Genomic DNA, 23,203 nt, shown 5'->3' with positions numbered 1-23,203 from the left:
CGGCAGAAAGTCTTGAGCTTGCCACAGCCACAAGGCGGATACGAGCGCTGCGACGATGACACGAAAGAAATCCGCGCTATGTCAGGCAGGACAGGATGATCTGTACCGCCTGCATCACCCCCTCCGCCGGGCGCTGCGCCTGCCGTGGCTGCTGCACCCACTGCTGCACGCGCGGCAGGAACGAACCATCATCCAACGCGCTGCGTGGCACAGCGGCACACGGCAACTGTCGCTCCAGCCAACGCACCAGCCATGGCTCCTCCGGCCAGTCCACCCGCGGCACATACAACAACGGCACGCCGGCGCAGGCCGCCTCCACAAACGTGCCATAGCCCGGCTTGGTCAGCACCGCGTCACAGGAGGCCAGCACGTCCGCGAACGGCAGGCCGGTATCCTCCAGCACCAGCACATCGGGCCGCTGCGCCACCCAGTCGCGCTGCATCACATAACGCACGCCCGGCATCACCGGCCAGCGTTCCAGCGGCGGGCGAAAGACAATGCCGCCCATGGCCACCAGTACCAGGCGCTCCTCGGCGGCAACCCCACAGCGCGCATTGATCTCCTCGCGCCGCGCATGCCCCAGCATGGCCACCGGGCCGATGTCGCGCCGGTTGTGTAATGCCGGCATCGGCATCGCCGGCTCGGTGCGCAGGAACAGCGTGGCGCTGTCGTAGCCCGAGAGCATCTGCGCGTGAATGGCTCCCGCCTCGGGCAGGTCATGACAGTAATAGTCATAGATATCGGCCCACTGCAGACAACACATGGCAAGGGCAGGAATACGGGCGCGCGCCGCCGCCGCCAGGGTGAGATAGGGAATGTCGGCCAGGATCAGATCCGGTGCCGTTTGCTCCAATTCACGCGCCACGCTGTCCACACGCCGCTCCCAGTCGGCGTGAAAGGCGGCATAGCGCGCCGCACTCGCCGCCACGTCCACGGCCAGCGCGCTGTGCATCACCATGCCGAAATCGTCTTCCACCGGCTGATGAACAAACGGCCCGGCGATGCGCTGCGCCAGCACCGCCTGCGGCAGGCCGCAGCGCACGGTGAGTTGCAGCTCAGGCAGGCGCGCGCGCAGGGCATTCAGTACCGGCGCGGTTTGCGCAAGATGGCCGTAACCGTGGGCGGAGATGGCGGCGAGGAGATGGGGCATAAGTCCTTCTCGGTCGCCGACGGCTACTCGGCTTTGCGACAGATGGGAAGATTCAAGCCATAACGGATCGCCAGCAGGCGCAGCAGGACGACCACCACCAGGCCGGCGACGAACGCCGGTGTCGATGCCACCCCCATGGCGTGCAGGGCCAGATAGACCACGATGCCGGCGATGGCCGCCGTGGCGTAGATTTCCTTTTGCATGATGAGCGGCACCCGCGCCGTGACCACGTCGCGCAGCACACCGCCGGTGACGCCCGTCATGGTGCCCATCAGCACCACGATCAGCGCCGAATGCCCGGCCATTAGCGCCAGCTTGGCACCCAACATGGCAAACAGGCCCAAACCCAGCGCATCCGCGATCAGGAATATCTTCCCCGGCGGCGGGCGCAGGCGCAGGTAGACTACGGTGGCGATGGTCGCCGCGATAATAACGATCAGATACCAGGTGTCGACGATCCAGAAGATCGGATGGCGATCCAGCAACAGGTCGCGCACAGTGCCGCCACCGATGGCGGTGAGCGTGGCCACCATCAGCACGCCAAGCAGGTCCAGCTCACGATCCCGCGCTGCCAACACGCCGCTGGCGGCGAACACCGCCACACCAGCCAAATCCAGGTAATACAGCAACACAATGCCTCCGGAAGTTGTGGATTTATCCTGTTAAATTAATGAATCACCGCGGTGTTCATCCCAACCGCGTTTTACATCGGCGAGGTGGGCTGCAACAGGCTGATTCGATTTCCCTCGGGATCCAGAAACGATACGTAGAGGCCAACATCCGGGAATCATCGGGGACAGACCACGATTTAATCCTGTATCACTTCAGCCATAGCGGAAACCGTGGTCTGTCCCCGATTGTTTTCCCCGATTGTTCTGGAGCCGATTGTTAGCAAGAGTTTTCATCAAAGAGCTTCCAATTCTCCGCAAAGTCCTTGAGTACATTCGGATGAATGCCAGGAAATTTCGGATCAACAAACCATTTGGTAAAGCGCTCCGGCTCTTCAGCGAGCAGCTTTCCAGGAACTATGAAGTCCTGCACCGCCTCACCTGGCTTGTTCAGCAAAACGAACACGTATACATGGGCGGCATTTACCTTTCCATGCGAGATCGGGAAGTAGTTCTTCTTTCTACTTGCCTTCACTTGGACCGTAAACATGCGTGCAGTGGCTGGATTGTGCGCAAAGAGATCTATTGCCTTGGCATTTCCGAACGTGAGCGATACCTGTAGGTTGCGCTTCAACAGCTCGGCGGCGACAAACAGCTCCCCAGCCAGCCCGGTCATCTGGCCGTCTACGCGCTTCGGTTTTTCGGTGGCAGATTCGTCGGACATAGTCTTGCTAACAGTTATTTAGACTGACGCGGTCATAATGGTTTTAGCACCGCTGCGGCCTATCACAATAATTAGCGCACGGCGCGCCTACTGCCTTTTCTCGGCGAATCCACAGGTTGCGGCCATTTCCTCAACCTCGCCTCAGCCGTTGGTACAGATACTGCCTGAGCGACTGCCCCACTGTCTGTAGGCATCAGCCTACAGCGCCCCCTCCCGACCTCCCCCACTGTCGTGGGGGAGGGGTTAAATGGAGAGACTATTTTTCGCGCAGTTCGCGCAGTTTGCGGTACAGCGTGCGTTCGGACAGGCCGAGCTGTTCGGCGAGGGCGCGCTTGTCGCCCTGGAAGCGGGCCAGGGCCCAGAGCAGGTAGCGCTCCTCCACTTCCTCCAGCGGGATCACTTCGCCGAACAGGGCGCCGCGTAGCGGGCGGGCCTCGCCATCCAGGCAGCATTCTTCCGGCAGGTGTTCCGGCTGGATCACCTTGCCGTCGCAAAGCAGGGCGGCGCGTTCGAGGATGTTGCGCAGTTCGCGGATGTTGCCGGGGAAGGCGTAGCTGCGCAGGCAGGCCAGGGCGGCGTCGCCCAGGCGCAGGCGGCGTTCGCCGGAGACGCGCTGCAGCAGGCTTTCGGCCAGCAGCGGCAGGTCCTCGATGCGTTCGCTCAACGAAGGTAGGTGGATGGGGAAGGCATTGATGCGGTAGTAGAGGTCGCGGCGGAAGGTGCCGGCCTCGACCATGGCCTTGAGGTCGCGGTGGGTGGCGCAGACCAGGCGGAAGTCGGCCTTCTGCGGCTCGATGCCGCCGACGCGGCGGAAGGTGGCGCTTTCCAGCAGGCGCAGCAGCTTGACCTGCTGCGCCAGCGGGATCTCGCCGATTTCGTCGAGGAACAGGGTGCCGCCACGCGCCGCCTCCACCAGGCCGTATTTGCGCGTCTGCGCGCCGGTGAAGGCGCCCTTTTCATGACCGAACAGTTCGCTCTCGAACAGGGTTTCGGTGAGGCCGGTGCAGTCCACCGGCACGAAGGGGCCGTTGCGGCGCACGCTGGCCTCATGCACCGCTTGGGCGATGAGCTCCTTGCCGGTACCCGACTCACCGAGCAGTAGCACCGTGCTTTCGCTGGGCGCCACCCGCTGAACCATCTCCAGCACCTTGTTGAACACCGGCGAGCGCCCCACCAGGCCGCCGGCCTTGGGGAGCGGACTGGCCAGGCGGCTGGTGCGCATGCGCTCCAGCAAAAACTGGATGTTGCCGGCGCGATCGTGGATCGGCGTCATCTCCACGTCCACGTGTTCCTCGCCGTTGGGCGTGTGGTGCAGGTGCAGCACGCGCTGCGGCGAATTGCTTTCCACGGCGTTCTTCAGTGGGCAGTTTTCGCCCGCCTGGTCGCAGGGGATGGTGTAGTGATGCGACACCTCGTAGCAAAAGCGGGTACGCAGGGCGTGGCCGTCGCCGTAGGTACGGCGGTAGGCGTGGTTGGTGGCGAGGATGCGGTAGTCGGCGCCGAGCAGGGAGGCTGGCTCGCTGAACACATCGAGCATGGACAGCAATTCGGCCGGGATTTCGTCTGCGTTGCTATTGGGCATGGTTCCAGCGCCAGTCGTGTCAGCCAGCGGCGATTATATGCCAATACTGTCACGCAAGCCGCCTGGTGAAGGTTGCTGCCTCTGGCGGTTGCGTCATCCCACACACCTTTCCGCCAAATACCACAGCACCAGACTCGGACAAACCGCGCCCCGTTCACATAAGCCTTTGACTCAGCTCATAACGCTGACCGTGGTATGAGCCGTGCATACAAGGAGACCAGTCTATCTACAAACAACAATCGAAGAGGGAAAAAATGATTCAACCGGGTTTCCGCTACAGACGCTCTGTCTTGACCACCTTGATCGCCACCGCCATTCACGGCATGGCCATCGCAGACGAGGCGCAACTACCCAATATCTCCGTCACGGCACCCTTCCTGACCGAGCCCACGGCCCCCACCTCCACGGAGGTCAGCACGGAGACCCTGCAATCCCTGCGCGCCGCCACCAGCGACACGGCCAGCCTATTGAAGAACGTCCCCGGCCTCACCATCCAGACCAGTGGCGGCGTATCCGGCCTGCCGGTGATCCGCGGTCTGGCCGATGACCGCCTGCGCATCAAGGTCGACGGCATGGACCTGATCTCCGCCTGCGGCAACCACATGAATCCCCCGCTGTCCTATATCGACCCGAGCAACGTCGCCAAAGCCAGCGTATTTGCCGGCATCACGCCGGTGAGCATCGGCGGCGACAGCATCGGCGGCACCATCCTGGTGGACTCCCCCGCACCGCGCTTTGCCAAGGCCGGGGATGAAAGCCTGTTCACGGGCGAGGCCGGCTTCTTCTACCGCAGCAACGGCGATGCCTATGGCGACAACCTGAGCGCCACCGCCGCCAGCGAAACCCTGAGCATGACCTACACCAGCTCGACGACCCACTCGGGCAATTACACCGCCGGCGACAATTTCAAGACGCAAACCTATGTCAACGACGTCGGTGACAGCGCCATTGCCGACGACGAGGTAGGCTCTTCCATGTACAAGAGCACCAACCGCTCCCTCGGCTTCGCCTGGCGCAACGAAAACCACCTGACCGAACTGAAGCTGGGCCAGCAGGACATTCCCTACCAGGGCTGGGTCAACCAGCGCATGGACATGACCGGCAACGACAGCAAGCAGATCAACCTGCGTCATCTGGCGCAGCTGGACTGGGGTCAGTTGGATGCGCGCGTCTATCAGGAACGCACCCGGCACAAGATGCAGTTCTTCGATGACAAGCTGTACTGGTATGGCTCCAACACTGGAACACCGCCGGACGGCGCTCCATGCGTGATCGCTGGAGGCAGCACCGGCTGTGCCGCCGGCATGCCGATGGACACCGAGGGCAAGAACAGCGGCGCGGTGGTGAAGGCCGATATCCGCCTGTCCGCACGCGACTTGCTGCGCGTGGGTGGCGAGGCGCAACAGTACCGGCTGGATGACTGGTGGGAGCCGTCCGGCAAGGGCATGTGGCCGAACACTTTCTGGAACATCCGTGATGGCGAGCGTGACCGTCTGGCCCTGTTCACCGAATGGGAGGCACAGTGGAGCCAGCAGTGGCTGACCCAGTTCGGTGTGCGCGGCGAGCAGGTAGACATGAATGCAGGCAGGGCACAGGGCTATAGCCCCACATTCAGCCCCCTCGACGAGGCAGCCTTCAATGCCGCCGATCGCAAGAAGACCGACAACAATCTCGATCTCACCTTGCTGGCGCGCTTTACCCCGGACGCCACACGCACCATCGAGTTTGGCCTGGCCCAGAAGACCCGCTCACCCAACCTGTATGAGCGCTACACCTGGTCGACCCACGGCATGGCGATGCGCATGATCAACTGGACCGGTGATGGCAATGGCTACGTCGGCAACCTCGACCTGAAGCCGGAGATAGCCCACACCGTCAGCGCCACCTTCGAGTGGCACGATGCGGCGCAGGAGAAGTGGGGGTTGAAGGTGGCGCCCTATTACACCTATGTGTCCGACTACATCGACGCCGCACGCTGCTACAACGTCAATGGTGCGATCTACGGCAATGCCTGCACGATGGCAAACCTGACCGCCACCGATACCTTTGTGTATCTCCGTTTCGTCAACCAGTCCGCCCGTCTCTATGGCATGGATATCTCCGGCCACTTCCCGCTGGCCGAGAACACCGCCTATGGCAGCTTCACCGCCAGCGGTGTGGTGAGCTACACCCGCGGCGAGAACGACACCACCGGCGACAACCTTGCCAACATCATGCCGCTCAATGCGAAAATGGCGGTGATACAGCGTACCGGCAGCTGGAGCAACACGGCGGAGGTTGAACTGGTGGCGGAGAAGAAGGATGTGTCGGCCACCCGCAACGAGATGAAGACCGGCGCCTATGGCCTGCTGCATCTGCGCAGCAGCTATGCCTGGAAGCAAGCCCGCTTCGACGTGGGCATCGAGAACGTATTCGATACGTTCTACAACCACCCGCTGGGTGGCGCCTACTTCGGCCAGGGCAAGACCATGTCCGGCACCGACGTGGCCTGGGGTACGCCGGTTCCCGGCATGGGCCGCTCCATCTATGCAGGCGTGAACGTCAAGTTCTAGTCATAACCCGCCCTAACGAGAACGCCGGCGCAAGCCGGCGTTCTTATTTGCACGCGATAATCGGGCCTTTATCCGTGGGAATGATGGTGGTGATTATCGTGATGACCTGCCATCTGTTCCGGATCAACCGCCGCCAAGCGACCTTCGGCGTAGGCCCGGACTGCGGCGAGCGGGTCTTGCATCTCGGTCACCGCCACACGGATGCCACGCCCGAGCAGGCGGCGCGCGAAACCGGCGCCGCAACTGCCGGTGATCACCGCATCGACCCCGTCCACCGGATGGGTGCCTTCACCATGAAACGCGTGGAATGACATCTCCTTGGGCAGGTCGAGCCGCTCCACCTCGCGCGGGGAGGCTCCGGTCACGGCCTCGAATACCAAGAAGCGACGCGACTTGCCGGCATGGCCGGTGATGGTACGGAAATTCTGACTGGTCACTGCAATACGCATGCTTGCCACCTCACTTGTTCTTCAGTGCCTTGACCCAGCTTTCAATGGCCTGGTTGGCGCGCGGCATCGGCGCCTCCATGAAGGTGATGATGAATTTGTCGGCCAGCTCGGCGATGCCGATGGAGCGCGGGCGCACCGCCAGCACCGCGGGACTGGGCAACTTGACGCCGAAGCAGAAGAGCAGATTCTTGGCATCGAGGATCTCCGGCGCAATCTCGCCTTCGGGCAGGGACTTGGTATGGGCGTAGTGGTCGAACACGGCAATGAATATGGCGTCCGGCGCTTCGTCGATACGTGCCTTGAGGAATTCGATGATGGCGTCCACGGATGTTCCGGTGGTTTCGTCCTTGCTCAGCTCCACGGTGAATACGGGATACTTCTCCTGAAAAAGCGTTTGCTTCATGGGCATCTACCTGTCGTTAGATTAGTCTTCCTCTACACAAATCTCATGCCGCAGCGCCGCGAGCGTGGTGCGCAGCACCAGGATGCCGATCACCAGGCTGAGCACGGCCAGCAGCACGACACCCAGGCCAAGCAGAGCACTGTGGCCAAGCTGCTGATACATGATCAGGGTGGCAATGGTGATGGCCGCCAGCGGGAAGGAGTACGCCCACCAGGAGAGGAAGAATCTCAGGCGGGCAAAGCGGTGCACCTGGGTGAACAACAGCAGAGTGATGAACAGACCGGAGTAATACAGCAGGCGCGCGAACACATCGATACCGCCGGTCAGTTTCACGTAGGCGATGAAGCCCACGGCCGGTGGCGCGATGAGAATGAACAGCGTCGGCACCAGCTTGCCCGGCAACGGGGCGTGAAAGATGATGCGGTAGAACACGATAGTCAGCAACACCAGCCAGAACAGCAGGCCGACGCTGAAGAAGAACCACGACACCTCGACGTAGCCGTGGCTGACGCCGGCGATGGGCACCAGGATGTTACCCACCACCGGAATGAACCAGGCCGGGTTCATGTGCTGGATCTGAAAATGTTCGTGATTGATCCAGGCGCCGAGCACATACAGGGTAAACAGCAGGTGCAGTGTGCTACCAACCAGCCACAACACCTCGGACACACCGGTATGCACCTCCAGCGTGGCCGTGGCGAGCAACACCAGGCTGATGGAGATGGTGGGAAAGAAACTGAGTCGCACCGGGTGATGCAGTTCTTTCAGCACGGCGTCCCGATGCGACATCAACTTGCTGCCGTAGGCGAACAGCAGCACGACAAACAGCAATGCGGCAAACGCCAACGTCACGCCTGCAACACCGGAAAAACCTGTCATCCGCTGTGCCTTCTCCCAGGCTATGCTGAAGCCGCTCAGCCCCATCACCGTGGCGAAGGCAGAAATGGGCAGATATTTGATGCGGGAATCCTGGCTCATGCAATTCCTCCGCGGAACAAGCCAATACTTGAGTGAGATGGTAAAACTCCGAGATGGGGCGCGCATTGATAGATCGCAATACGCCCTGCACGAACACCGGATGTAACTGCGTTGAAGGTTTCCGACGTTACACGCGACTACGCCGCCGCGATACGCTCCAGCGCTGCACGGTCGCAGTGGAAGCTGCCGGCCTGTTCGCTCAGTGCACCGGCACGTTTGAGTTCGGCCACCATGCGGCTGGCGGATTCGGTGGTGATGCCGAGCATGGCACCCATGTCCTTGCGGCTGAACAGGCTGCACAGGCCATCGCCGGCCTCGTTGGACAGGCGCAGCAGCAGACGCGCCACGCGCTGGCGTGCGCTGCCGGTGCCCAGTTCGGTGAGCCAGGCGTCCGCCTCCGACAGGGCCTGCTGCCAGCGTCGCATCAGCTCGCGGTAGAGCTGCGGGCTTTCCAGTTCCAGCCGGCGGATGACATCGACCGGAATGCGGCACACCACACTGTCCTGTTCGACCACGGCATCGTGCTGGTAGGCGTGTCCCAGCAGCGTCTCCAGACCCGTGACGTCGGTGGCGCGCACCAGACGCACGATGCGCTCGCCGCCATCGGGCAGGTACTGCACCAGCTTCACCAAGCCCTCACGCACGGTGAAGATGGCGCGGCCGGCGTCACCCACGTGATAAAGGGAATCGCCGCGCACCAGGTGCTGCTCGTCGATGGCGTGCTGGATACGCCCGAGCAGGGCCGGGTCGATGCCGGCGAACAGCACCGAGGCGCGCATGGTGCACAAACTGCAGTCCGCCGTCACGCACCAATCTGTCATCACGGGTTGCGTCAGTTTCATGGGGATATCTTGTTCATGGCGGCGCTTACAGGCGGCTGCCGCGATCCCGCCTCATTGCCGGCCAGCCGTCGATCCAGTGCGGTCAGACGCTCCGGCGTGCCCACGTCCACCCAGCCACCACGATAGTGCTCGCCACTGACCTGGCCTGCGGCCATGGCGGCACGCAACAGCGGGGCGAGGGGAAACTTGCCTGGCCGGCAGGCGGCAAACAGCTCCGGCCGATAGACCCCGATGCCGCTGAAGGTAAGCCGCGGCCCATCGGCATCACTCACTCGGCCGTCGGGCAGCAGCACGAAATCCCCCGCCGGATGGTGTGGCGGATTGTCCACCAGCACCAGGTGGGCCAGAGCAGCCGGCGCGGACAGCCGGGCAAAGGAGTAATCGGTCCAGACGTCACCATTCACCACCACAAACGGGGCATCCCCCAGCAACGGCAGGGCGCGGAAGATGCCGCCCCCCGTTTCCAGGGCCTCACCCTCGGCAGAATAACGGATTTCCACACCATAACGGCTGCCATCGCCCAAGGCCGTTTCGATCTGGCCGCCCAGATGGGCATGATTGATAATCAGTTGGCGTATTCCCGCCTGGACAAGACCGAGGATGTGGTATTCGATGAGCGTGTGCGCACCGGCCCGCAACAGGGGCTTCGGCGTGTGATCGGTCAGCGGTCGCATGCGTTCACCGCGACCGGCGGCGAGAATCATCGCTTTCATCGTGACAACAGGTGCGTAGCGCTGGGCTACAAAGAATGATAAGGACGTGGCAGTCTAGCAGGAAGCATAGGCTTGGCGTCCATACCAATAATAAGGAAAAGGGGGAGTGCAGCATGCAGCCGGCCCAACGGATCGAGACCTACCTGAAAGTTCAGAAAGTCCCGTTCCAGCTACTGACCCATCGGATCACCGACACCCTGGAGGAGGCCGCCACCGCGGCCGGTATCGAACTGCGCCAAATGGTGCGGGCGATGATGCTGGAGGATGCCGCGGGCCTGGTGATGGCCATCCTGCCCGCCAACTATCTGCTGGATTTCGCCGAGTTGAACCGCCTGCTGGGGCGTGCCCTGCAGCCCGCTCCCCGCGAACACCTGGATGCCGTCTTCCCTGACTGTCAGCCCCGTTCCATTCCGCCGCTGGCCGAACCCTACGGCCTTACTGCCGTGGTCGATGAGCAGGTGGCGCTGATGGATACGGTGTATTTCGAACCGGGCAGCCACGAACACCTGATCCGCATGGACGGCAGCAGCTTCGACTGGCTCTACCAGGACGCCCGCCACGGCGTGTTTTCCCACCCCGCCCAGGCCCTGACCAGCCCCAGCACCTATACCTTCACCATCCCTGCCGGCGCCGAAGGCGTGGACAACCTGAAGCGGCTGCACCCGGCCGAGACGCTGGAACAGCGCATACAGGCCCTGCAATCGCTGCCGCCGCTGCCGGACACCACCCACCGCCTGCTGCTGCTGCGCAACAACCCCGCCCCCACCCTCGCCGAACTGACCGATATCGTTTCGGCCGATCCGCTCATCGCCGGCCAGGTGGTGCACTATGCGCGCTCGGCCTACTACGGCTACCGCGGCAAGGTCGAAACCCTGACCGATGCCATCAGCACGCTGAGTCTCGACGTGGTTCTGCACATGACCCTGGGGGTGAGCACCGCGCGCGCCTTGCGCGCCCCGGTGGATGGGCCACTGGGCCTGCACAGCATCTGGCGTCACTCCATCCACACCGCCGCCCTCACCCTGGCCCTGAATGCCCTGCTCCCGCCCACCATCCGCGGCAAGGCGGGCACGGCTTATCTATCCGGCCTGCTGCACGATTTCGGCTTCCTGGCCCTCGGTCACCTGTTCAAGGGCGAGTTTTTTCTGCTCAACAAGGTGGTGGCAGCCAATCCCGGCACCCCGGTCACACTCATCGAAAAACGTCTGCTCGGCTTCGAGCACACCCAGCTTGCCGCGTGGGTACTGGAACACTGGGGCCTACCCTGGGAAGCCATCGCCAGTGCGCGGGAGCATCACAACGAGTACTACGGCGGCGAGCATGCGGTCTACGCCAACCTGGTGCTGCTGGCCGAACACCTGCTCAAAAACCGCCAGTTCAGTGACGCCGCTGCGACCGAGCCGCCGGCAACCATCTTCACCACCCTCGGCCTCGACAAGGGCAAGGTATACGACGTGCTGGACCGGGTGCTGGAGCATGGCATTCCGGGCCTGGACGACATGGCCCAGGCCCTGTCCAGTTGAGTCCGTCACCTGCCAAGACTGTCGAACAGTTCACATTCCACCGCCATATTCGGGCCTAGCCTACAGATAAGGTCAGGATAACTACATGAGCCATTGAGGATATTCCGGCCATATTCAGCCAGCGGCAGCGTCGCCCATCCCACCCGGTAACGACGCAACAAATAAGAAGCCGCGGCATCCAACGCATTTAGTCTATGATTTGACTAAGAATTACGGGAGAACCGTCATGGGACCACGCAACCACATTGAGGCCTACCTCAACGCGCAGGGCGTGCCGTTCCGCCTCATTCCCCACACGCCCACCCGAAGCCTGATCGAGGCGGCCCGCGCCGCCAAGATCGACTACCGGCGCATGGTGCGCGCCGTCATGCTGGAGGATGAACAGGGCATGATTATGGCGGTGCTGCCCGCCAGCCACATGCTGGACTTCGCCAGTCTGTGCCAGCAGTTGGGCCGTGCGCTGCAACCTGTATCGCAGGAGCGCCTGAGCGGCACCTTTCCCGACTGCGAACCCGGTTCCATCCCGCCCCTGGCCCAGACCTACGGCCTGCCGGCCATCATCGACGAGCAGGTCGCGGTGATGCCGCAGGTCTGTTTCGAACCGGGCAGTCACGATGCGCTGGTGGCCATGAATGGCCCCGATTTCATGAGGCTGCATACACTGTCGCGGCGCATGGGTTTTTCCCGCCCGGCGGCCACCCTGGCCGGCCGCGATGAATACGACTTCGTTGCCGCCGAGAGTTCGCCGGCCATCAAGGGCCTGCACCCCATGGCCGACCTGCAGGAACGCATCCGCAACCTGTCCTCCTTGCCGCCGCTGCCCGACTCCACCCGGCGTCTGCTACTGTTGCGCAACAATCCCAAGGCCACCATCGCCGATCTGGCGGCGATCATTACCACGGACCCGATCCTCGCCGCCCAGGTGATCCGCTACGCCCGTTCCGCCTACTACGGCTACCGTGGCCGGGTGGAATCACTGCAGGATGCCATCACCCAGGTGCTGGGCTTTGACATGGTGCTGCACATGGCCCTGGGGCTGAGCGCCTCCCGCGCCCTGCGCATGCCCGCGGACGGCCCGCTCGGCATGCGCTCGTTCTGGCGCCATTCGGTCTACACCGCCGGCCTGGCCCAGGCCCTCAACACCCTGCTGCCGCCGGCGACCCGCGGCAAACCCGGCCTGGTCTACCTGGCCGGCCTGCTGCACGACATCGGCTTCGCCGTGCTCGGGCACCTGTTCCAGGCGGAGTTCTACCTGCTCAACAAGGCCGTCGCCACCAACCCGCGCGTACCGGTATCCCTGGTGGAAAAGCGGGTTCTGGGGGTGGAGCACACCCAAATCGGCAGCTGGCTGATGCAGGGCTGGGAGATGCCGGACGAGGTGATCGTCACCAGCCAGGAACATCACAACGAGTACTACAGCGGCCCCCACGCCGCCTATGCCAATCTGGTGCTGCTGGCCGACCACCTGCTCAAGGGGCACCAGCCCAGCGATGCCGCCAGCGACGAACCGCCGGCCGTCATCCTCACCGCCCTCGGCCTGGATGCCGAACGGGTAATGGAAGTCACCAATAAAGTCATGGAAGAATCCCGCCCCGGTCTGGACGAGATGGCCGGCATCATGGCCGCCTGACACCTCCGACGCGGTACACTGCGCGCTGCCACCCCGTACAAATGTTGACAATATCTGTCAACATTTGTACGGTAGCGCCCATCCTGCCCGAACCCACGGAGTTTCCCCATGAATGCACTCAATAACGCCGACATGGAACTCGGCAGCGGCATCGCCGCCTTCGAAGGCAAGCATTTCGCCACGGCCATGCAGCTGCTGTCGCCGCTCGCCGCCGAGGGCAATGCCGAGGCGCAGTACCGCGTCGCCATCATGCTGCAGAACGGCCTCATCGGCAGCCCCAACCTGGCCGAGGCGGCCAAATGGATGATGGCAGCCGCCAACCAGGGCCACGCCATGGCCCAGCACGGCGTCGGCTTCATGTACCTGGAAGGGGAAGGTATGGAAAAGAACCCGGCGGAAGCCGCCGTGTGGTTCCGCAAGGCCGCCGATCACGGCCTCGCCGGCTCGCTCACCACCCTGGCAATGATGTACGAACAGGGCCTTGGCGTGCCGCAAGACCCCATCCAGGCCAAGGAGCTGTACAAGCAGGCGGGGTTCGACATGTAGGCGCGGCGCCCGCCGCACGACACAACGCCCCGTCACCGGGGCGTTGTGTTTTGTATTACCTACGGCCGGACTTTGACGCTGGCCATCATCCGCTCGAACTCCGCACGTATGGTTTCCAACGCATCCAGCTTGGCCGTGGCAGTGGCGATCACCACCACGCTGGGCGACTTCTGGAACTGATACTGAATGCTGCGCGTCCCCTCGGCCATGCCGTCGAACTCCAGCAGCAGTGCCGGGAGTTTGCTGATACGGCGTGCCGCACACTGATACATCTGAACCGGACGACCGAAGGCCTGGCTCAGTTCGTTCGGCAGCTCCTGGCAGGTTGCGCTGACCTCTGCGGCCACCGTCGGCAAACGGGCCGCCTGGGTGAGGAAATTCACGTTGTCCGCAAAACGCCCATCGGAGGTCTTCTGATGCAGATAGATCTCCACATTGCCCGATTTGACCATGCCGATGACCTGCTCCAGCAGGGCCGGGTCGATGGTGCCACTCTGCAGCTTGTCGAAATCGAACAGCTGCGGGTTGTCCTTCAACTCCTTGGGCGTCAGCACCAGCCAGTCATCCGAGGCCTCGACGGTGAATCCGTAGGCGCTCTGATACTCCCGCCCCAGCGCCGGCCCGGCCAGCACCACCAGCAATACCCCCATCACTAATCGCTTCATCACCTCACTCCCCGTGCATTTGTTGTTGTTTCTCCGTTACGCCGCCGGCACCCGTTCGTCCAGCAAGGCCCCCAGGGGCGCCAGCTCACTATAGCGCCCCGCCACCTCGCGCACATAGCCCAGGGTGCGCGGGATGTCCTTGAGGTAACCGGGCTTGCCGTCGCGGTGATTGAGGCGGGCAAAGATGCCGGTTGCCTTGAGGTGGCGCTGCACGCCCATCCAGTCGAACCAGCGCAGGAAGCGCTCCTCGTCACGCTGGCGCAGGATGCCGCTGTCGATGGCCAGTTCCTGAAATCCCAGCGCCCAGGCCTCCACCTGCTGCCGCGGCCAGGCGATGTAACAGTCGCGCAACAGCGACACCAGGTCGTAGGTCACCGGGCCGTACACCGCGTCCTGGAAATCGAGGATGCCGGGATTGTGCGGCGCCACCATCAGATTGCGCGAGTGGTAGTCGCGGTGCACCGCCGCCTGCGGCTGCGCCAGCGCCGACTGCACCAGCCGACGGAAGGTGTCGTCCAGCAGGCGCTGCTCGCTGTCGCTCAGCGTCAGCTGCAGGTGGCGGCCCAGATACCATTCGCGGAACAGCTCCATCTCGCGCAGCAACAGCGCCTCGTCGTAGGGCGGCAGTTCGGCCTGCTGCGGGCCGCAGGCCTGCAGGGTGAGCAGGGCGCCCAAGGCGTCGCCGTAGAGGCGATGGACGCTGTCCGCATTGAGCGCGCCGAGATACTGTTCGCTGCCGAGATCAGTGAGCAGCAGAAAACCCTGCGCCAGATCCTCCGCCAGGATCTGCGGTACGTTGAGGCCGATGTCGTGCAGGGCGCGGGCGATGCGCACGAACGGCCGGCTGTCCTCCTTGTCCGGTGGCGCATCCATCACGATACGGCTTTCGCCGTCGAAGCGGATGCGGAAATAGCGGCGGAAGCTGGCGTCGGACGAGGCCGGTGCGATGTCGTAGCGCGGCAGACCGAGGTCGCGGCCCAGCCAGGTATTCAGTTGTTCCAGACGTTGCGGCACGGCGATGCTCTCATGGGGAAAGTGCCGCATTATACTGGCTGCGCAATTGAAGCACGGTGCATTCTGTGCCAACTTAGCGGCCTTTCCCGAACCCAATACCGTTCCGTGACCCTCAACCGCCCATTGTCGCTGCTGCGCCTTGCCCTGCTGTTCACCCTGTTGCCGGCGGCGGTGCAGGCGGCCGACGAGCGCTGGGCGTTGTGCCGCCCCTCCGCCGAGGTGATTGCGCTGCCGGAGCTGGGACCGGTGGAGGACGCGGCGCTGCGCATCTCCGCCGATCGCGTCGACGCCGTGGGCGAAGGCGTGAGCCGTTTCAGCGGTGACGTGGTGCTGCTGCGCGGCGGCCAGCGCATCGAGGCCCGGGAGGCGATCTATGATCAGCGCCGCGACACCCTCACCCTGGACGGCGCCGTCAATCTCTACACCCGCGACATGGCCCTGAGCGGCGAACGGGCGTTGCTGAATCTGGGCGCCGACAGCGGCGATCTGCAGGGGGCGCGCTACCACTTCCGCAACAGCCACGCCTTCGGCAGCGCCGACAGCGTGGTCATCCGCGACCCGCAGTACACCGAGCTGACCGGCGCCACCTACACCACCTGCGACCCCGACCAGGTCGACTGGCTGCTCAAGGCGCGGCGCATCGACCTGGACGAGGCCAGTAACACCGGCGAGGCGCGCAACGTCACCCTGGAATTCAAGGGCGTGCCCTTTCTCTACCTGCCCTACATCAACTTCCCGCTGCAGGGACGCAAGACCGGCCTGCTGCCGCCCACCTTCGGCAGCTCGGACAAGACCGGCACCGATGTCAGTGTTCCCTGGTACTGGAACATCGCCCCCAATTACGACGCGACGCTGACGCCGCGTCAGATGACGGCGCGCGGCAGCCAGTTGCAGGGCGAATTCCGCTACCTGCACCCAACCAACCGCGGCCAGCTCAATCTGGAGGCCCTGCCCGGCGACAAGCGTTACGCCGATGCGGATCGCTATGCCGCCGCCTTCCAGCACGGCGCACGACCGGCGCCGGGCTGGAGCAACAGCATCGTCTACAACTACGTCTCCGACGTGGACTACTTCAACGACCTGGGCAATACCCAGGCCGCCGCCAGCACCACCCATCTGGAGCGGCGCTTCGACCTCGCCTACCGTGGCGACGGCTGGGACTTTCTCGGCCGCGTGCAGGGCTATCAGACCCTGAGCGGCAGCGAACCCTACCAGCGCCTGCCGCAGCTGCGCCTCAACGCCGCCACTCCGGCCCGGCGCAACACCCTGCGCTACAGCCTGGGCAGCGAGTTGGTGCACTTCGCTCATCACGAAGAAAAGCCCACCGGCAGCCGCGTCGATCTGACCCCGGCCGTCAGCCTGCCGCTGGAGGGCGCCGCCTGGTTCCTCACCCCGCGCCTCGCCCTGCGCCACACCCAATACCAGTTGCAGGATCAGACCGGCGAGCAGGAACCGAGCCGCACCACCCCCATCACCAGTCTCGACGGCGGCCTGTTCTTCGAACGCGAACTCACCCTCGGCGAGCGACCCTTGCTGCAAACCCTGGAGCCGCGCCTGTATTACCTGTATGTGCCCTACCGCGAGCAGGACAGCCTGCCGCTGTTCGATACGGCCAACTACGACTTCAGCTTCGCCCAACTGTTCCGCGACAACCGCTTCAGCGGCGCCGACCGCCAGGGCGACGCCAACCAGGTCACCGTGGCCCTCACCAGCCGGCTGCTCGACAGCCACTCCGGCGCCGAACTGGTGCGCGCCGGCATCGGCCATATCCACTACTTCGAGGACCGCCGCGTCGCCTTGAACGGCAGCACGCTGCAGGAGCAGCAGAGTTCCGATGTGGTCGCCGAGCTGGGCGCGCGCCCCCTGCGCGGTCTCGACCTCGCCGCCGCCACGCGCTGGAATCCGCACGATGAGCGCGGCGAACTGCTCACCGGCCGCGCCCGTTACCAGCCGGACAAGGATCGCCTGCTCAGCCTCGACTACCGCTACCGCCGCGACCAGGACCTGCGCCAGACCGATCTGGTGGGCTACTGGCCGCTGACGCGGCGCTGGCGCGTGCTCGGCCGCTGGAACTATGACCTGGAGCTGGAGCGCACCCTGGAGGCCGTTGGCGGCCTGGCCTGGGAAGACTGCTGCTGGGGCCTGCACTTCGTGGTGCGCCAGCGCCTCGACACCGTCACCCTGACCACCAACCACAGCCTCATGCTCACCCTGGAACTGAAGGGCCTGTCCAGCTTCGGCCGCCGTCTGGAAGACGAACTGGCCACCTTCCAGACCCGGCATTGAGGCCCCCGTGGTATCCTTGGCCGCCTGTGATTTCCGGAACTGCCCAATGAAGCGCATCGTATTCCTCGCCGCCCTGCTGGCCGGCCTGCTGTCCGCCTTTCCCCTCCACGCCGCCAAGGTGGTGGAACTGAACCGCATCGTCGCCGTGGTGGACGAAGACGCCATCACCAGCCTGGAACTGGAAAAACGCCTGCAGACCATCCTGGTACAGCTGCGCCAGAACAACACCCCGGCGCCGCCGCTGGACATCCTGCGCCGCCAGGTACTGGAGCGGCTGATCATCGAGCGCATCCAGCTCGCCCTCGCCACCAGCCGCGGCGTGCGCGTCGAAGACGAGGCGCTCAACGAGGTGATCACCCGCATCGCCGGACAGAACCAGCTCACCCTGGCACAGTTCCGCGCCGCGCTGGAACGCGACGGCATCGCCTTCGCCGACTTCCGCGAAGAGGTGCGCAATGAAATCACTATGAACAACCTGCGCGCCCGCGAAGTGGAAGGCCGCGTCGAGGTGACGCCGCAGGAGGTGGACGATTTCCTCGCCCGCCAGAGCGGCGACGGCCTGGACACCGAATACCGCCTCGGCCACATCCTCATCGCCGTGCCGGAAGGGGCCTCGCCCGAGCAGGTGCAGACCGCCCGCGCCCAGGCGCAGCAGGTGCTCGATCAGCTGCGCGCCGGCGCCGACTTCCGCCAGCTGGCGGTGACCCACTCCAGCGGCCAGCAGGCGCTGCAGGGTGGCGACCTGGGCTGGCGCAAGGGCGGCCAGCTGCCCACCCTGTTCGCCGACAGCGCCATGCGTCTGGCGCCAGGCGCGGTGAGCGAGCTGCTGCGCAGCTCCAGCGGCTTCCACATCATCAAGCTGCTGGAGAAACGCGGCGAGGAACGCCAGTTCCTCACCCAGACCCACGCCCGCCACATCCTGGTGCGCAGCACCGCCCTGGTGTCCGACTTCGAGGCGCGCAACAAGCTGGCGCGCCTGCGCGAACGCATCCTGCAGGGCGAAGACTTCGCCGAGCTGGCGCGCGCCAACTCCGAAGACCCCGGCTCCGGCGCCAAGGGCGGCGACCTGGGCTGGGCCAATCCCGGCACCTTCGTCGGCCCCTTCGAGGAGGCCATGAAAGACCTCAAGCCGGGCGAGATCAGCCAACCCTTCCGCAGCCAGTTCGGCTGGCACATCGTGCAGGTGGTGGAACGCCGTCAGCGCGACAGCACCGAAGAGCTCAAGCGCGCCCGCGCCTTCGATGCCATCCGCCAGCGCAAGATCGAGGAAGAGACGCAGGACTGGCTGCGCCGCCTGCGCGACGAGGCCTACGTCGAATACAAGGACTAGGGAAGGTCTGAATTTTATCGTTCCCGCGCTCTGCGTGGGAGCGCCGGTCCGGACGCTCTGCGTCCACCGCGTCCTGACCTGGATTTGCGTTTATTGGCGTTCAATCGCGGACTGATTATGCCGGCCACTCCACGCATTGCCTTCACCCCCGGCGAGCCTGCCGGTATCGGTCCCGATCTGGCCGTGCTGCTGGCGCAACAGCCGCTGGCGGCGGAGATCGTCGCCGTCGCCGATCCGGACCTGCTGTTGCAGCGCGCCCGCCAGCGCGGCGTGCCGCTGCAATTGCGCGAAGTCGATCTCACCACCACACCGCGCGCCCACGAACCCGGCACCCTCAGCGTGCTGCCGGTGCCGCTGGCAGCGCCGGCGCGGGCCGGCACGCTCGATACGGCCAACGCGCCCTACGTGCTGGACACACTGCGCCGCGCCACCGCGCTGTGTCAGCAGAAACTCTGCGCCGCGCTGGTCACCGGCCCGGTGCACAAGGGCGTCATCAACGACGCCGGCATACCATTCACCGGCCACACCGAATTTCTCACCGAACTGACCCACACGCCGCGGGTGGTGATGATGCTGGTCACCCCCGGCCTGCGCGTGGCCCTCGCCACCACCCACCTGCCGCTGCGCGCGGTGGCCGATGCCATCACGCCGGAGCTGTTGCGCGAGGTGATCGGCATCCTGCACCACGATCTGCGCACGAAATTCGGCCTCGCCCGGCCGCGCATCCTGGTGTGCGGCCTCAATCCGCACGCCGGCGAGGGCGGTCATCTCGGCCGCGAGGAGCTCGAGGTGATCGGCCCGGTAGTAGACACCCTGCGCAGCGCCGGCCTGCACCTGCTCGGCCCGCTGCCCGCCGACACCCTGTTCACACCGCGCCACCTCGACCGCGCCGACGCCGTGCTTGCCATGTATCACGATCAGGGTCTGCCGGTGCTCAAGCACAAGGGCTTCGGCCGCGCCGTCAACATCACCCTCGGCCTGCCCATCGTGCGCACCTCCGTCGACCACGGCACCGCGCTGGAACTGGCGGGCAACGGGGCCGTCGATTTGGGCAGCCTGCACTACGCCATCGAAGTGGCCCTGGAAATGATCCGGTGACTAGGCGTAGGGTGGATAAGCGCCGCGCATCCACCTTGCATATCTGGCAGGTGCGAGTCTCGACTCCGACATGCCAGCTCCGAATTTCCAACCCCGCAACCTGAAACTTGACCTATGGAACATAAAGCCCGCAAACGCTTCGGCCAGAACTTTCTGCATGATCGTCATGTGATTGATCGCATCGTGCGCGCCATCCATCCCCAGGCGGGCGAGCGGCTGGTGGAGATCGGTCCCGGCCTCGGCGCGCTGACGCTGCCGCTGCTGCACGCCGCCGGACGGCTGGAGGTGGTGGAGCTGGATCGCGATCTGATCCCCAAGCTCGAACAGCTCTGCGCCGGCCAGGGCGAACTGGTGATCCACAGCGCCGATGCGCTCAAGTTCGATTTCTGCCGCCTCGCCGCCGGCGGCAAGCTGCGCCTTGCCGGCAACCTGCCCTACAACATCTCCACGCCGCTGATCTTCCATCTGCTCGACCAGGCGCAGTGCATCGACGACATGCACTTCATGCTGCAAAAGGAAGTGGTGGAGCGTTTGGCGGCCAAGCCTGCTACCAGCGACTACGGCCGCCTCAGCGTGATGGTGCAGTTCCGCTGCAAGGTGGAGAAGCTGTTCCTGGTACCGCCCGGCGCCTTCACCCCGGCGCCCAAGGTGGACTCCGCCATCGTGCGGCTGGAGCCGTATCGGGAGCCGCCGGTCGAGGTGGATGCACAGGCCCTGGAAAAGGTCGTTGCCCAGGCCTTCAGCCAGCGCCGCAAGACCCTGCGCAACACCCTCAAGGACCTGCTCGATGCGGAGACCATCGAGGCCGCCGGCATCGACCCGCAGCGCCGCGCCGAAACCCTCAGCCTGGAAGAATTCGCCGCCCTGGCACGGCGCCTGGGTTGAGTGCACCGCCCTGCCCCCAAGAACGCCCCGCCCATCCCGGCCTTCTGGGGGGCCTTCCGCTACTGGCTCACGATCGGCTTCATCAGCTTCAGCGGCCCTGCCGGGCAGATCGCCATCATGCATCAGGAACTGGTAGAGAAGCGGTGCTGGATCTCCGAGCGGCGCTTTCTGCACGCGCTCAATTACTGCATGGTGCTGCCCGGCCCGGAGGCGCAGCAGCTCGCCATCTTCTGGGCTGGCTGCTGCACCGCATCTGGGGCGGCCACGGTGCCGGCCCCTACCCACTTCCGCCCCGGTCGCCTCGCCGCCTTTGTCGCCCTGTGGCGATACCAGCAGAACACCCTGCGGGCCATCGCCGCCTGCACCGACGTCGGCCTGCTGCACGGCTTCGCCTTCGGCTGACGCCCGCTTTTGCGCCGTCGGTCAAGGTCGCCCTGGACTTGCCGTTATACTCTGCACATCGGGGCAAAGCATGACAGCAACCACTCACTCATCCACCAACTGGCTCATCTTCCGCATCGGCCGCGTCGCCTGCGCGGTGCCGGCGCTGTCGGTGGCCAGCATCCTGCCGGTGCCGGACCACATTACCGCCCTGCCTGGCGCCGACGCCGGCAACCCCGGTCTGTTCCACCACGGCAGCGGTACGGTTGCCATCATCGACCTACGCCACCGCTTCGGCTGCGACAGCCCCGACCCGCGCCGCGGCCGCCTGCTGCTGGGCCGTATCGGCAGCAGTCACTACGGCTTCTGGGTGGACAGCATCGTCGGCCTGGCCGACGGGGCGCAGGTCAAACCGGCGCCGTTGCCGCCGGAACTGCCCCACAACGTCTTCAGCGCCGCCCTGCGCCATCAGGATGAACTGGTGCTGTGCAGCGACCTGCCGCCGCTGCTCGCCATGCGCGACGCCGGTGGCCTGCGCCATTTGGTATGTGCCGCGCCAACGGAGACTGCCGCGCCGCCTCCTCCGGCCGCCACCGCAACGGCCCGCACGCCGCCGCCACCACCAACCACGCCTGCGCCGCCGTTCACCACCGCGACCCCGCCCAGCGGTGATGTAACACGGCCTGCGCCCGCCCCGCGCCCGGAAAGCACCGCGTCACACCGCGCCGCGCCGGTCCCGCCGGCCAGGCCCACGCCGCCTGCGGCGCCCCGCCGCCCGGCGGCCACGCCACCCCGCCCGACACCGGCACGCCCGCATCCCACGCCGGCTGCCGCCACTTCCGTAGCGGCACCCCGCGTCACCGCGCCGCGCCCGCCGAGGGAGGCCGTGGCCTACACGGCGCCGCCAGCGCCGGTCGAACAAGCAACCACACCCGCCCCTGACCGCCCCTGGCCGCTGCTGCTGGTGCTCGCCCTGCTCGCCATCGGCGGCGGTTATTTCCTGTGGCCGTCGGCAGACAAGACACCACCGCAGATCACCGCCCTGCCGCCGGTGGCCTACGTCGCACCAGAGCCGGTACCCGCGCCTGCACCCGCCCCTGCGCCCGCCGAACCCGTCGCCGTGCCCGCCACACCGCTGTTCAGCAGCGAGGGCATACAGGTGGAGCAGAACGGCAAGGAAATCACCATCGTCATCGAGCGCGCCAAACCCGCGCCCGTGGCGCAGCCCGTCGTGGTGGACGGGGGCGCGGACTCCGCACCGGCGGCCGACCCGGCCCCTGCACCAGAGCCCGCGCCCGCCGCGGAACCGGAGCCGCCGCAGATGTATGTCCACACCGTGGTCAGGGGCGACACTCTGTGGGCCATCGCCGAGCACTACCTGGACGATCCCTGGCGTTACAAGGAGCTGGCGCAACTGAGCCGGATCAAGAACCCGGACCTGATCTATCCGGGCAACAAGGTGCGCATCATCATCCGGTGACCTTTCGCCGGACCAGAGGCGAGCCCCGCAAAGAGAATGCTAAACTCCAGCCACCACCCACCCGGTCACGGAAGCGCGCGATGAACTTCGAGAACATCCATAACTATTACGAAAAACTGGTGCTGGAACATCTGCACGAAAGCCTGATGGAACAGCAGGGCATCACCGATCAGGATCTGTTGGAAGACGTGGCCTGCGTTGCCCTCAACCGTCTGCCCACGCGCTATGTGCGCCATGACGTGGACACCGCCTTCTTCACCAGCGACGAGGAATGGCAGCACATGGAAAAGCAGGTAGCCGCCGCCGTTGCGGCCGCGCTGGATTATGTCCGCGAAAACGGCGGCCAACGCGACTGAGCTCCACC

The 23,203-nt window shown here is 64.9% G+C and carries 22 protein-coding genes; 11 read left to right on the top strand and 11 right to left on the bottom strand.

Features of this window, described 5'->3' with window-relative positions; translation table 11 throughout:
* Positions 1-76: 76 nt before the first annotated feature.
* From ACMV8A_RS02015 to ACMV8A_RS02000, 4 genes are all read right to left on the bottom strand, one after another.
* Entirely contained in the window at positions 77-1,150 is a 1,074-nt protein-coding gene (locus ACMV8A_RS02015; RefSeq protein WP_495324061.1) for a glycosyltransferase family protein, read from the bottom strand.
* A 23-nt stretch (positions 1,151-1,173) separates the two neighbouring features.
* Positions 1,174-1,782 (bottom strand): trimeric intracellular cation channel family protein, encoded by a 609-nt coding sequence (locus tag ACMV8A_RS02010; RefSeq protein WP_495324060.1) that lies wholly within the window; start codon positions 1,780-1,782, stop codon positions 1,174-1,176.
* A gap of 256 nt (positions 1,783-2,038) precedes the next feature.
* A complete protein-coding gene (locus ACMV8A_RS02005) occupies positions 2,039-2,482 on the bottom strand; it encodes a hypothetical protein (protein WP_495324059.1) in 444 nt (147 codons plus the stop codon).
* A 256-nt stretch (positions 2,483-2,738) separates the two neighbouring features.
* Entirely contained in the window at positions 2,739-4,064 is a 1,326-nt protein-coding gene (locus ACMV8A_RS02000; RefSeq protein WP_495324058.1) for a sigma-54 interaction domain-containing protein, read from the bottom strand.
* A 254-nt stretch (positions 4,065-4,318) separates the two neighbouring features.
* Here ACMV8A_RS02000 and ACMV8A_RS01995 point away from each other — a divergent pair, with 254 nt between their 5' ends.
* Entirely contained in the window at positions 4,319-6,616 is a 2,298-nt protein-coding gene (locus ACMV8A_RS01995; protein WP_495324057.1) for a TonB-dependent receptor, read from the top strand.
* 68 nt (positions 6,617-6,684) lie between these two features.
* Here the strand turns inward: ACMV8A_RS01995 and ACMV8A_RS01990 are convergent, their stop codons facing one another.
* The 5 genes from ACMV8A_RS01990 to murU all read right to left on the bottom strand — a co-directional run bounded on the left by ACMV8A_RS01990 (position 6,685) and on the right by murU (position 10,001).
* Positions 6,685-7,065, bottom strand: coding sequence for a NifB/NifX family molybdenum-iron cluster-binding protein (locus ACMV8A_RS01990; protein ID WP_495324056.1), 381 nt, complete (start codon positions 7,063-7,065; stop codon positions 6,685-6,687).
* A gap of 10 nt (positions 7,066-7,075) precedes the next feature.
* A complete protein-coding gene (locus ACMV8A_RS01985) occupies positions 7,076-7,468 on the bottom strand; it encodes a DUF6858 family protein (protein WP_495324055.1) in 393 nt (130 codons plus the stop codon).
* Between the two features lie 21 nt (positions 7,469-7,489).
* Positions 7,490-8,446: an SLAC1 anion channel family protein gene (locus ACMV8A_RS01980; protein ID WP_495324054.1), complete on the bottom strand. Its 957-nt coding sequence runs from the start codon at positions 8,444-8,446 to the stop codon at positions 7,490-7,492.
* A 137-nt stretch (positions 8,447-8,583) separates the two neighbouring features.
* On the bottom strand, positions 8,584-9,288 hold the full coding sequence (locus ACMV8A_RS01975) for a Crp/Fnr family transcriptional regulator (RefSeq protein WP_495324053.1): 705 nt from the start codon (positions 9,286-9,288) through the stop codon (positions 8,584-8,586).
* Positions 9,285-10,001 (bottom strand): N-acetylmuramate alpha-1-phosphate uridylyltransferase MurU, encoded by a 717-nt coding sequence (gene murU, locus ACMV8A_RS01970; RefSeq protein ID WP_495324052.1) that lies wholly within the window; start codon positions 9,999-10,001, stop codon positions 9,285-9,287. Before murU ends, ACMV8A_RS01975 begins: the two co-directional genes overlap by 4 nt.
* A gap of 113 nt (positions 10,002-10,114) precedes the next feature.
* Here murU and ACMV8A_RS01965 point away from each other — a divergent pair, with 113 nt between their 5' ends.
* The 3 genes from ACMV8A_RS01965 (at position 10,115) to ACMV8A_RS01955 (ending at position 13,700) form a co-directional block, all read left to right on the top strand.
* On the top strand, positions 10,115-11,524 hold the full coding sequence (locus tag ACMV8A_RS01965) for an HDOD domain-containing protein (protein WP_495324051.1): 1,410 nt from the start codon (positions 10,115-10,117) through the stop codon (positions 11,522-11,524).
* 226 nt (positions 11,525-11,750) lie between these two features.
* Complete coding sequence (locus ACMV8A_RS01960) at positions 11,751-13,154, top strand: HDOD domain-containing protein (protein ID WP_495324050.1); 1,404 nt, start codon at positions 11,751-11,753, stop codon at positions 13,152-13,154.
* A gap of 108 nt (positions 13,155-13,262) precedes the next feature.
* Entirely contained in the window at positions 13,263-13,700 is a 438-nt protein-coding gene (locus ACMV8A_RS01955) for a tetratricopeptide repeat protein (RefSeq protein ID WP_495324049.1), read from the top strand.
* 59 nt (positions 13,701-13,759) lie between these two features.
* Here the strand turns inward: ACMV8A_RS01955 and ACMV8A_RS01950 are convergent, their stop codons facing one another.
* Positions 13,760-14,365, bottom strand: coding sequence for a hypothetical protein (locus ACMV8A_RS01950; protein WP_495324048.1), 606 nt, complete (start codon positions 14,363-14,365; stop codon positions 13,760-13,762).
* Positions 14,366-14,401: 36 nt separating this feature from the next.
* Complete coding sequence (locus ACMV8A_RS01945; RefSeq protein ID WP_495324047.1) at positions 14,402-15,409, bottom strand: aminoglycoside phosphotransferase family protein; 1,008 nt, start codon at positions 15,407-15,409, stop codon at positions 14,402-14,404.
* Positions 15,410-15,484: 75 nt separating this feature from the next.
* Here ACMV8A_RS01945 and ACMV8A_RS01940 point away from each other — a divergent pair, with 75 nt between their 5' ends.
* The 7 genes from ACMV8A_RS01940 (at position 15,485) to ACMV8A_RS01910 (ending at position 23,195) form a co-directional block, all read left to right on the top strand.
* Positions 15,485-17,665 (top strand): LPS-assembly protein LptD, encoded by a 2,181-nt coding sequence (locus ACMV8A_RS01940; RefSeq protein ID WP_495324046.1) that lies wholly within the window; start codon positions 15,485-15,487, stop codon positions 17,663-17,665.
* Positions 17,666-17,711: 46 nt separating this feature from the next.
* Complete coding sequence (locus ACMV8A_RS01935) at positions 17,712-18,995, top strand: peptidylprolyl isomerase (RefSeq protein WP_495324045.1); 1,284 nt, start codon at positions 17,712-17,714, stop codon at positions 18,993-18,995.
* A gap of 117 nt (positions 18,996-19,112) precedes the next feature.
* Positions 19,113-20,093: a 4-hydroxythreonine-4-phosphate dehydrogenase PdxA gene (pdxA, locus tag ACMV8A_RS01930; RefSeq protein ID WP_495324044.1), complete on the top strand. Its 981-nt coding sequence runs from the start codon at positions 19,113-19,115 to the stop codon at positions 20,091-20,093.
* A gap of 114 nt (positions 20,094-20,207) precedes the next feature.
* A complete protein-coding gene (gene rsmA, locus ACMV8A_RS01925; protein WP_495324043.1) occupies positions 20,208-20,978 on the top strand; it encodes a 16S rRNA (adenine(1518)-N(6)/adenine(1519)-N(6))-dimethyltransferase RsmA in 771 nt (256 codons plus the stop codon).
* Positions 20,979-21,380, top strand: coding sequence for a chromate transporter (locus ACMV8A_RS01920; RefSeq protein WP_495324042.1), 402 nt, complete (start codon positions 20,979-20,981; stop codon positions 21,378-21,380). It begins immediately after the preceding gene.
* Between the two features lie 70 nt (positions 21,381-21,450).
* Positions 21,451-22,839 (top strand): chemotaxis protein CheW, encoded by a 1,389-nt coding sequence (locus tag ACMV8A_RS01915; protein ID WP_495324041.1) that lies wholly within the window; start codon positions 21,451-21,453, stop codon positions 22,837-22,839.
* A gap of 80 nt (positions 22,840-22,919) precedes the next feature.
* The gene (locus tag ACMV8A_RS01910; RefSeq protein ID WP_495324040.1) at positions 22,920-23,195 is read left to right on the top strand and encodes a late competence development ComFB family protein; all 276 of its coding nucleotides are present in this window, start codon (positions 22,920-22,922) and stop codon (positions 23,193-23,195) included.
* Positions 23,196-23,203 lie beyond the last annotated feature (8 nt).

The sequence above is a fragment of the Sulfurivermis sp. genome (genome assembly GCF_059410345.1).
Note: the sequence above shows the minus strand (reverse complement) of the source record. Positions and strands in the feature narration are given on the sequence as shown.

Bases quoted from the DNA above. Each gene is read 5' to 3' on its own strand.
- ACMV8A_RS02015 (WP_495324061.1), bottom strand. From the start codon at position 1,150: ATGCCCCATCTCCTCGCCGCCATCTCCGCCCACGGTTACGGCCATCTT.
- ACMV8A_RS02005 (WP_495324059.1), bottom strand. From the start codon at position 2,482: ATGTCCGACGAATCTGCCACCGAAAAACCGAAGCGCGTAGACGGCCAG.
- ACMV8A_RS02000 (WP_495324058.1), bottom strand. From the start codon at position 4,064: ATGCCCAATAGCAACGCAGACGAAATCCCGGCCGAATTGCTGTCCATG.
- ACMV8A_RS01995 (WP_495324057.1), top strand. From the start codon at position 4,319: ATGATTCAACCGGGTTTCCGCTACAGACGCTCTGTCTTGACCACCTTG.
- ACMV8A_RS01990 (WP_495324056.1), bottom strand. From the start codon at position 7,065: ATGCGTATTGCAGTGACCAGTCAGAATTTCCGTACCATCACCGGCCAT.
- ACMV8A_RS01985 (WP_495324055.1), bottom strand. From the start codon at position 7,468: ATGAAGCAAACGCTTTTTCAGGAGAAGTATCCCGTATTCACCGTGGAG.
- ACMV8A_RS01980 (WP_495324054.1), bottom strand. From the start codon at position 8,446: ATGAGCCAGGATTCCCGCATCAAATATCTGCCCATTTCTGCCTTCGCC.
- ACMV8A_RS01975 (WP_495324053.1), bottom strand. From the start codon at position 9,288: ATGAAACTGACGCAACCCGTGATGACAGATTGGTGCGTGACGGCGGAC.
- murU (WP_495324052.1), bottom strand. From the start codon at position 10,001: ATGAAAGCGATGATTCTCGCCGCCGGTCGCGGTGAACGCATGCGACCG.
- ACMV8A_RS01965 (WP_495324051.1), top strand. From the start codon at position 10,115: ATGCAGCCGGCCCAACGGATCGAGACCTACCTGAAAGTTCAGAAAGTC.
- ACMV8A_RS01960 (WP_495324050.1), top strand. From the start codon at position 11,751: ATGGGACCACGCAACCACATTGAGGCCTACCTCAACGCGCAGGGCGTG.
- ACMV8A_RS01955 (WP_495324049.1), top strand. From the start codon at position 13,263: ATGAATGCACTCAATAACGCCGACATGGAACTCGGCAGCGGCATCGCC.
- ACMV8A_RS01950 (WP_495324048.1), bottom strand. From the start codon at position 14,365: ATGAAGCGATTAGTGATGGGGGTATTGCTGGTGGTGCTGGCCGGGCCG.
- ACMV8A_RS01945 (WP_495324047.1), bottom strand. From the start codon at position 15,409: ATGCGGCACTTTCCCCATGAGAGCATCGCCGTGCCGCAACGTCTGGAA.
- ACMV8A_RS01935 (WP_495324045.1), top strand. From the start codon at position 17,712: ATGAAGCGCATCGTATTCCTCGCCGCCCTGCTGGCCGGCCTGCTGTCC.
- pdxA (WP_495324044.1), top strand. From the start codon at position 19,113: ATGCCGGCCACTCCACGCATTGCCTTCACCCCCGGCGAGCCTGCCGGT.
- rsmA (WP_495324043.1), top strand. From the start codon at position 20,208: ATGGAACATAAAGCCCGCAAACGCTTCGGCCAGAACTTTCTGCATGAT.
- ACMV8A_RS01915 (WP_495324041.1), top strand. From the start codon at position 21,451: ATGACAGCAACCACTCACTCATCCACCAACTGGCTCATCTTCCGCATC.
- ACMV8A_RS01910 (WP_495324040.1), top strand. From the start codon at position 22,920: ATGAACTTCGAGAACATCCATAACTATTACGAAAAACTGGTGCTGGAA.